Here is a 7,569-nt window from a genome sequence, read left to right on the forward strand (position 1 = left end):
AAATAAGGTAGAAACAGACGCTAACGTAAAACCAGAACCAAATAAGGTAGAAACAGACGCTAACGTAAAACCAGAACCAAATAAGGTAGGAGCAGACGCTAATGTAAAACCAGGACCAAATAAGGTAACACCAGATGCTAACGTAAAACCAGGACCAAATAAGGTAGAAGCAGACGCTAATGTGAAACCAGGACCAAATAAGGTAGAAGCAGATGCTAATGTAAATGCACAACCAAATAAGGTAACACCTGGTAAACCTACAAACGTGGTTCCAAACAATCCGGTTACAACAAATACATTTGATACAGAAGTTAAGGTTCCAAACTCTATTGAGGAATCTAATCCAAGTAAAGCAGAATCTGTGAAGCCTGAACCTATTAATGTGATTACGGTCGATCCAGTCACACAAAATACAGGTGATACAGAAATTAAAGTACTAGATACTTTTGCTGAAACTTCAAGTAAAGAAGAAACAAAACCAGAAATTAGCTTCCACAAAATTCACGCAATTCATGAAGAAAATAGGATGCTTCCACAAACAGGGATGATAGTTCTGCAGTTGTAAGTGAAATTATGGGAATATTTGTAATCTGTTTAGGATTGACGATGGGAATTAACCTCGAATCTAAGCGCAAGAAAAAATAAATATTTTTAGAGACTTTTCTTAATTTTTGAAAAGTCTCTTTTTTTGGACTCACCATAACATAAACATGCAACTATAAAATTATAAATAAAAAAACGGCCGGAAAAATAAATTTTCCAGCCGTAAATTCAGGGATTATTTTAAAACGTCATTTAAAGCTTCCGCCATTGTAGGGTGAGTATAAATTTGATCACGTAACATTGTATAAGGAAGCTTAGCTTTCATCGCTAAAGTAATTAGGTTAATTACTTCATGTGATTCTTCGCCATAAATTGTTGCGCCAAGAATTTCATTTGTAGTTTCATCAACTAATACTTTATAAATTCCACGAGTATCACCGATAACGCGTGCCTTTGGAACAGCAGCGACTAACTGCTTGTAAAGTTTGTATGATTTTCCTTGTGCTTTAGCTTGTTTTTCATTTAAACCAACATTTGATAATGGGGGATTGATGAAAACTGAGTAAGGGACAATTGTACGGTCGCTAACACGACGAGAATTATCACCGTATAATTGGTTCATAATAATTCTAAAGTCATCCAATGAAATATATGTGAATTGTAATCCACCTTTAACATCCCCGATGGCCCAAACATTATCAACACTTGTTTTAAGTTGGTCGTCAATGACAACAGCACCGCGGTCATCAACTTTAATATCAGTATTTTCAAGCCCTAAGTTCGTTGTTGCAGGCTTACGACCTGAAGCAACCAAGATTTTATCAACTTTAACTTCTTTGGTGCGTCCATCTTGTTCAAAGATAATCACTGATTTACCATCCACATCAGTAATCTTTTGAACTTGAGCCCCAAGTTCAAAGGTAATTCCTTCATCTTTAAGGTCAGAAAAAATCATTTGCGCTACATCGTCATCTTCACGAGGTAAGAATGTTGTGTTGATATCTAAAACAGTGACGTTTGAACCGTATTTTCTAAACATTTCAGAAAATTCTAAGCCAATGTAGCCTCCACCGATAATTGCTAAATCTTTTGGTAAGTTAGCAAGATCCATTGCAGCAGTTGAATCGAGGATGTTTTGACTTTCTTTGATACCTTCAATATTTGGAATAACTGGAGTAGCCCCAGTATTAATGAAGATACGTTCACCGGTAACTTGAACTTTTTCACCATTTTCAAGTGTAATTTCAATTACATCATTAGAAATAAACTTTGCATTACCATCCAAAACCTGAGCAGTTGCTTCATCGGCTACCATGTGATAATTCTTATTGCGTAAAAATGAAGTTAATTCATTCTTAGTATTGATTGCTTCAGTAAATTCAACGCCGCGTTCGGCATTTAAAATTAAGTTTTTAGAAGGTAAGCAAGCAATATTAATGCATGTACCACCATACATTTTCTTTGATTTTTCAATGACTAAAACAGATTCTCCCATTGAAGATAACTTTTTAGCCAGTGTCTTACCACCTTTACCAAATCCGATAATCACATTTTTAAATTTTTCCATTAGTGAAAACCCCTTTAATCTCTTAAATCAACTACGGGAACAGCTCCTGTTAGTTCCCCAGAGTTAGCACCTACAAGTTTAATCATTGTTGTTGCAGGATTTACGTCGAGTTTTAATTTTTTATCCATATACATTTCTGAGTATCCTTTATATAAAAAGGGTCCGATGTTTGAAGGCATGGATTTTTCATAGTCTTTTTTGTAGCTGTCATCTTTAGGATCTACTACGACAACACGGAAGTTATTGTTTAAAGTACATGATCCTTCTAATGAAAGGGGGCCAACCCCATCATCAAAATCTAAGATTAATTGTGCTTTAGGGTCATCAATATACTTTTGTAATTTTTCTTTTGCAGTATCAGTTACGAATAATTCCATAATAAATACCTCCGTTTTAGTGTTATTGTTTCTTACACTTTGTATTCTACACTGTAAGTGCTATCAATTTCAAGGATTTTTACTAACTTTTTGTAAGTTTTTCTCATTCTTTTGAAACCGGATACACAACAGTTATGAAAAATGATATAATAAAGATAGAAATAAGGATATAATTTAGTCTTAAATATCTTTTAAGGAGTGCTCCTAAATGTTTAAAAATGTGAAAAAGAAAATCTTAATTACAGCATTAGCAACCACAATGACGCTGCCGTTAGTCACGACTAGTAGTTCGGCATCAATCTTTGGATATTTCGAAAATGAAAAATTGGAATTGAAATCAAATTTTAAAGGGTTACCATTAACAATTTCAACTTATGATAATGATGGTCAAAAAATTGACCAAATCAAAACAAAATCCGCGCGAATTCACACCGACGAAGAAATGTCTAAAATTGATTCTAATGGAAATGAAAAATCAAGCGTAATTGACATTGATTACGGTAATCACCGAATTACCCATGTAGGATCAACATTGATTGCATACGAAGGACTCAAAAATTATAGTGATGCGTATGCTAAAAAATATAAGGTCGATAATAACGATTCGTCAATTCCAGTATTGAATCAAATGTATCAAAATTTCAAGAACAACTGGAATAGTCAATCAAAATTAGTTGCGATTCGAAGTCAAACCGGCAAACCAATCACTGTTTTTACTGGTAATAACGTGTCAATTCATCAAGCAGAAATGAAAAATACGACTAGGTTTGTTATTGACGGGCATCGTTTGATTGTCTATCGTGCAGACTACACCGTGTATCCTATGAGCGCTTTAAAATAATTTAAGATATTTAAGTTGAAAACGTGATATATATTTTAAGACAATATGATATAATGATTGCAAAAGAAGGTGAAGACAATGGCTGTTGAAGATGAAATGAGCTCTTTTTTGTTCAGATTACCAACTTCACTAAAAGAAGAATTAGAACAAAAAGCTGCTGAAAATCATAAGAGTATCAGTGCCCAATTGCGTGATATTGTTAGAGATGCCCTTCATAAAGATGAGTCTGGTTCTTTAGAAGTTCGAACCTTTCTTGGACAAGAAATTGATCTTAGTTCAATTGATGAAGAAAATGGCCTTGTTTATGTCAATGGCATTTATTATCGCTATTTGATTGAAGGTAATCATAAAAAGGAAAATGTACAAAAGTATATTGTGATTGAGGCAAATGGAAACATTTTGACATTACGTCCATTAACTTGAGTATAGGAGAAAAGTATATGTTAGGTATTAGAATCGTTAAACAAAATTGTCAAGGATTAGTCGAAACACTTGGAAAATATACACGTACGGTAGATGCTGGATTACATTTTTATATTCCTATTATCCAACGCATTGAAACTGTTAATCTTGCGATGCATCCCTTAAAATTAGCGCAATATTCAGTAATCACAAAGGATAATGCTGATATCGAAGCCAGTGTAACTTTAAACTATCACGTGACAGATTCACAAAAATTCACTTACGAAAATACTGATTCAGTTGAATCAATGGCCCAATTAGTTCGTGGTCATCTACGTGATATCATTGGACGGATGGATTTAAATGAAGCTTTAGGTTCAACATCAAAAATCAACGCAGAATTAGCAAGTGCAATTGGTGATTTAACTAATATTTATGGTATCAATGTTGATCGTGTTAACATTGATGAACTTACACCATCGACGGAAATTCAAAGAGCGATGGATAAGCAATTAACAGCTGACCGCGAACGAATCGCAACAATTGCTCAAGCAGAAGGTTCAGCACGTAATATTCAATTAACAACCGATGCCAATAACAAAGCATTGATTGAAACTGCTCAAGCCAAGGCACAAGCAACTAAGACCCAAGCAGATGCAGAATATTATCGAATCATGAAGATTCAAGAAGCTTTGAATTCTGTTGACAGTAATTATTTCCGTGATCAAAGCTTAAATGTTTTTAAAGAACTTGCGAATTCAAATACAAATTTGGTAGTTTTAAATAAAGATGAGATTACAGAATTAGGTAACGTTCCGGTTATTAATAAAATGATAGAACAACAAAACAATAAATAATCGAGGTGGAAATAATGCAAAAAGTTTATATTTTATATCGTGGTAATGAAACCCAAGTAACCAATCAATTAGGGGTATATGCCAAGTTTCCTCAAGCAAAAATGGTTATGCAAGAAGATATTGATAAACTTGAAGCGGAGTTTAATATTTCTACTATTATCAAAGAAGATTCAGCAATTGCCAAAGATGGGGATACAGGGGAAATCTTATTTCGTTGGCGGATTGTTGAAACAAAACTAAATTAGAGTAAGGGGAGAATTCATATGAAAAAATTATCAACATTAAGTATGTTACTATTGGCTACATTTACATTAGCTGCTTGCCAAAATAACGCAAGTCAAGAAAACTCATCAAGTCAATCAAGTACATCATCACAATTATCAAAAGCTAAGATTAAGGCAGAAGCTAATGATAAGAAAGTAAAAGAAAAGAAAGCTTCAGATGAAGATAGCAAAGATACTGAAGATAAAGACAAAAAGAGTAGTCAAGATTCAGCCACATCAAATGAATCAACTGAATCAACTGATGTAAATAGTGATGATTCAAATTCATCTTCATCTTCTAAAAAATCAGTAAATGTATCTAAATCAGATGCTGCTTCTCTTGTTTGGAATCAATTTGAAGCTACAAGCTTAAACAATTATCCATCAAATTATGATCGCAGTGATTTTTCAGTGAGTGTAGATGATAAAAATAGTGACGGTAGTTATACTGTAACTGTACGCGAAAACCACGATGGCCCACATGCTAAAGCCAATGGGGCTGATCCTGATGTTGCTCCAATGGCTGGTATGTACAGTGTGGATGCAAACGGAAATGTGACAAGGACATTTTAAATAATTAAGTCTAGAACAGCGATTCTAGACTTTTTTCTTATATTGAATGAAAGTGAGAAATTAATCATGAAACGAATATATTTTTTATGTACTGGAAATTCTTGTCGTAGTCAAATGGCTGAAGGATATGCTAAAAAGTTTCTAGATACTTCCTTATATGAAGTACAAAGTGCCGGAGTAGAAACGCATGGGTTAAATCCCAATGCAGTTAAAGTAATGAATGAGGATAATATAGATATATCAAATCAACAATCGAAGTTAATTGATCCAAACTATCTTAATAGTGCTGATTTGGTAATTACTTTGTGCGGAGATGCTAAGGATCGTTGTCCAGTAACACCGTCAACAGTAAAAAAATTACATGTTCCATTTACAGATCCAGCTCAAGCAACGGGCACTAAAGAAGAACAGCTAGCCGTTTTTCGCCAAGTACGCGATGAGATTCGTAACTTTATTCAAACAATTCCTAATTTAGAAATTTAAAGAGGTATAAAATGGACAAAGAATTAACAGGTTTTACAAATATTCAAGCATTAGATCCAGACATAATTGTCGATTTAAAATATGCGACGACAGATAATTTTACTGGAGTTGTGGTTTATGATTTTACCACTGCAATTGCCAGAACTGGGACAGCCCAGAAATTGGCGCAAGCAAGTGCAATTGTTAAAAAGCAAGGCTATCGTTTACGGGTATGGGACGCATATCGTCCGGTAAGTGCGCAAGAACGTTTGTTTGAAGTCTATCCCGATCCAAAGTTTGTGGCCAAACCAAATCCGAATTTCAGTCACCAAAAGGGCGTTACTTTTGATTTAACTTTAACTGATATGGATGGAAATGACATGCCAATGCAAACGCCATTTGATGACTTTACAAATGCTGCAGCAAGGGATTATAAACGGACTGCTGAACAAGAAAAATACTATAATATTCTTAATGATGCAATGCTAGAAGCGGGATTTGTCGGCTATGAAAATGAATGGTGGGATTATCGCGATAGCCAAATGGATGAATATGAACCTTTAGATGCTAATCCTAATAATTATAAAATTTAGTAAAGAGAAAAAGTTATGATAAATGATGTTTTAAGTGATAAACAAAGAGTTACTTTAACTTTAATGGAATATAATAATCTCGAAATTGGTGAAAAAATCCAAGTTGATCAGTTTACAATTGGATATGTCCAAGAGCATATTTACACTGAAGATGGATTTCAATGTTATGTAATCGTTGATAATCCTAAAAAAGTGCATGAACTAACCTTATTATTTAAAGGTTCAACCGGATTACGCTATTTAAGCAAAAAGACGTTTACCGATGAATGGTTAGCGACTAATTTGCCTATTTTAAAGGCAATGTTATTAAGAAATGGGATTATTCCAAGTCAATTAAAGACTGCAAGTAAATCCTTAAAATTAATAATTAAACGCTATCCTGGAGCGAAAATTTATATTTATGGACACTCTTTAGGCTCAATTAACGCCCAATATGCCTTAGCGAACAGCAAACATATTGGGCGTTTCGGAAATATTTATTTATACGAAGGACCAAATATTTATTTGCTCTTAAATAGACAGCAAAAAAAGCGAATTAAACGATTAAGAAGCCGGATCTTTAATTATATCGATATTTATGATCCAGTAACTCTTGGATTCGTTAATAATCATGATATGGTTGGGCAACTAAAATATATTGATAGTAAATTGATTACACCAATTCGGCAGCATATGTTAGCCGCGTATGAATTTGATGATTTTGGGAATCTAAAAACTAAAACCATCGATGAGAATTTTATGAAGTCTGCAAAATCCTTTGAAATAATGATGTCAATGATTAACAGTTGGCAAGTTAAATTGCAACGCACCAATGAATTATCAATCAAACAAAATTATCTCTTGTCACAATCCATTAAGCAGATGATCTTAGAAAAAATAAATAAGCGAAGATTTTAATTAAAAACCACCAACTAGATTTTTAATGGGTTTGAATCTAGTTGGTGGTTTTTTTACTTAAAATTGATAAAGGGTATTGGTTATATCATAATATAAAACTTTCTATTAAAGAGGAGTTTAATGGAAAGTTAGATTAAAAAGAGATATAATTCAACTAACAGCTGGATCGTTGTTCAAATATCTATCAATATATA

The 7,569-nt window shown here is 33.5% G+C and carries 10 protein-coding genes and 1 pseudogene; 9 read left to right on the forward strand and 2 right to left on the reverse strand.

The annotated features are described in order from the left end of the window. Window positions 1–565: pseudogene (locus JCM14209_RS10130) on the forward strand (hypothetical protein); the annotation flags it as partial. A gap of 213 nt (window positions 566–778) precedes the next feature. Here JCM14209_RS10130 and JCM14209_RS08210 read toward each other — a convergent pair. Next, on the reverse strand, window positions 779–2,110 hold the full coding sequence (locus tag JCM14209_RS08210; protein WP_025022992.1) for an FAD-containing oxidoreductase: 1,332 nt from the start codon (window positions 2,108–2,110) through the stop codon (window positions 779–781). A gap of 14 nt (window positions 2,111–2,124) precedes the next feature. Further along, window positions 2,125–2,487 (reverse strand): iron-sulfur cluster biosynthesis family protein, encoded by a 363-nt coding sequence (locus JCM14209_RS08215; protein WP_025022993.1) that lies wholly within the window; start codon window positions 2,485–2,487, stop codon window positions 2,125–2,127. 208 nt (window positions 2,488–2,695) lie between these two features. Here JCM14209_RS08215 and JCM14209_RS08220 point away from each other — a divergent pair, with 208 nt between their 5' ends. The 8 genes from JCM14209_RS08220 to JCM14209_RS08255 all read left to right on the forward strand — a co-directional run bounded on the left by JCM14209_RS08220 (window position 2,696) and on the right by JCM14209_RS08255 (window position 7,375). Then, on the forward strand, window positions 2,696–3,328 hold the full coding sequence (locus JCM14209_RS08220) for a DUF5052 family protein (protein ID WP_081774090.1): 633 nt from the start codon (window positions 2,696–2,698) through the stop codon (window positions 3,326–3,328). A gap of 78 nt (window positions 3,329–3,406) precedes the next feature. Continuing rightward, complete coding sequence (locus JCM14209_RS08225) at window positions 3,407–3,751, forward strand: Arc family DNA-binding protein (protein ID WP_025022995.1); 345 nt, start codon at window positions 3,407–3,409, stop codon at window positions 3,749–3,751. Between the two features lie 17 nt (window positions 3,752–3,768). After that, a complete protein-coding gene (locus JCM14209_RS08230; RefSeq protein ID WP_025022996.1) occupies window positions 3,769–4,587 on the forward strand; it encodes an SPFH domain-containing protein in 819 nt (272 codons plus the stop codon). A 14-nt stretch (window positions 4,588–4,601) separates the two neighbouring features. Next, entirely contained in the window at window positions 4,602–4,832 is a 231-nt protein-coding gene (locus JCM14209_RS08235) for a hypothetical protein (protein ID WP_025022997.1), read from the forward strand. An 18-nt stretch (window positions 4,833–4,850) separates the two neighbouring features. Continuing rightward, window positions 4,851–5,423 carry a hypothetical protein gene (locus tag JCM14209_RS08240; protein ID WP_025022998.1) on the forward strand — a complete coding sequence of 191 codons (573 nt, stop codon included), beginning with the start codon at window positions 4,851–4,853 and terminating at the stop codon, window positions 5,421–5,423. A 66-nt stretch (window positions 5,424–5,489) separates the two neighbouring features. Then, window positions 5,490–5,906: an arsenate reductase (thioredoxin) gene (gene arsC / locus JCM14209_RS08245; RefSeq protein ID WP_025022999.1), complete on the forward strand. Its 417-nt coding sequence runs from the start codon at window positions 5,490–5,492 to the stop codon at window positions 5,904–5,906. Window positions 5,907–5,917: 11 nt separating this feature from the next. Next, window positions 5,918–6,478, forward strand: coding sequence for a M15 family metallopeptidase (locus JCM14209_RS08250; protein WP_025023000.1), 561 nt, complete (start codon window positions 5,918–5,920; stop codon window positions 6,476–6,478). 15 nt (window positions 6,479–6,493) lie between these two features. Next, entirely contained in the window at window positions 6,494–7,375 is an 882-nt protein-coding gene (locus JCM14209_RS08255; RefSeq protein ID WP_025023001.1) for an Mbeg1-like protein, read from the forward strand. Window positions 7,376–7,569 lie beyond the last annotated feature (194 nt).

It is taken from the genome of Ligilactobacillus hayakitensis DSM 18933 = JCM 14209, from assembly GCF_000615845.1.
Taxonomy (GTDB): Bacteria; Bacillota; Bacilli; order Lactobacillales; family Lactobacillaceae; genus Ligilactobacillus; species Ligilactobacillus hayakitensis.

Excerpts from the sequence above, each read along its gene's own strand:
- arsC (WP_025022999.1), top strand. The coding sequence starts at position 5,490 with ATGAAACGAATATATTTTTTATGTACTGGAAATTCTTGTCGTAGTCAA.
- JCM14209_RS08210 (WP_025022992.1), bottom strand. The coding sequence starts at position 2,110 with ATGGAAAAATTTAAAAATGTGATTATCGGATTTGGTAAAGGTGGTAAG.
- JCM14209_RS08255 (WP_025023001.1), top strand. The coding sequence starts at position 6,494 with ATGATAAATGATGTTTTAAGTGATAAACAAAGAGTTACTTTAACTTTA.
- JCM14209_RS08225 (WP_025022995.1), top strand. The coding sequence starts at position 3,407 with ATGGCTGTTGAAGATGAAATGAGCTCTTTTTTGTTCAGATTACCAACT.
- JCM14209_RS08250 (WP_025023000.1), top strand. The coding sequence starts at position 5,918 with ATGGACAAAGAATTAACAGGTTTTACAAATATTCAAGCATTAGATCCA.
- JCM14209_RS08215 (WP_025022993.1), bottom strand. The coding sequence starts at position 2,487 with ATGGAATTATTCGTAACTGATACTGCAAAAGAAAAATTACAAAAGTAT.
- JCM14209_RS08240 (WP_025022998.1), top strand. The coding sequence starts at position 4,851 with ATGAAAAAATTATCAACATTAAGTATGTTACTATTGGCTACATTTACA.
- JCM14209_RS08230 (WP_025022996.1), top strand. The coding sequence starts at position 3,769 with ATGTTAGGTATTAGAATCGTTAAACAAAATTGTCAAGGATTAGTCGAA.
- JCM14209_RS08220 (WP_081774090.1), top strand. The coding sequence starts at position 2,696 with ATGTTTAAAAATGTGAAAAAGAAAATCTTAATTACAGCATTAGCAACC.
- JCM14209_RS08235 (WP_025022997.1), top strand. The coding sequence starts at position 4,602 with ATGCAAAAAGTTTATATTTTATATCGTGGTAATGAAACCCAAGTAACC.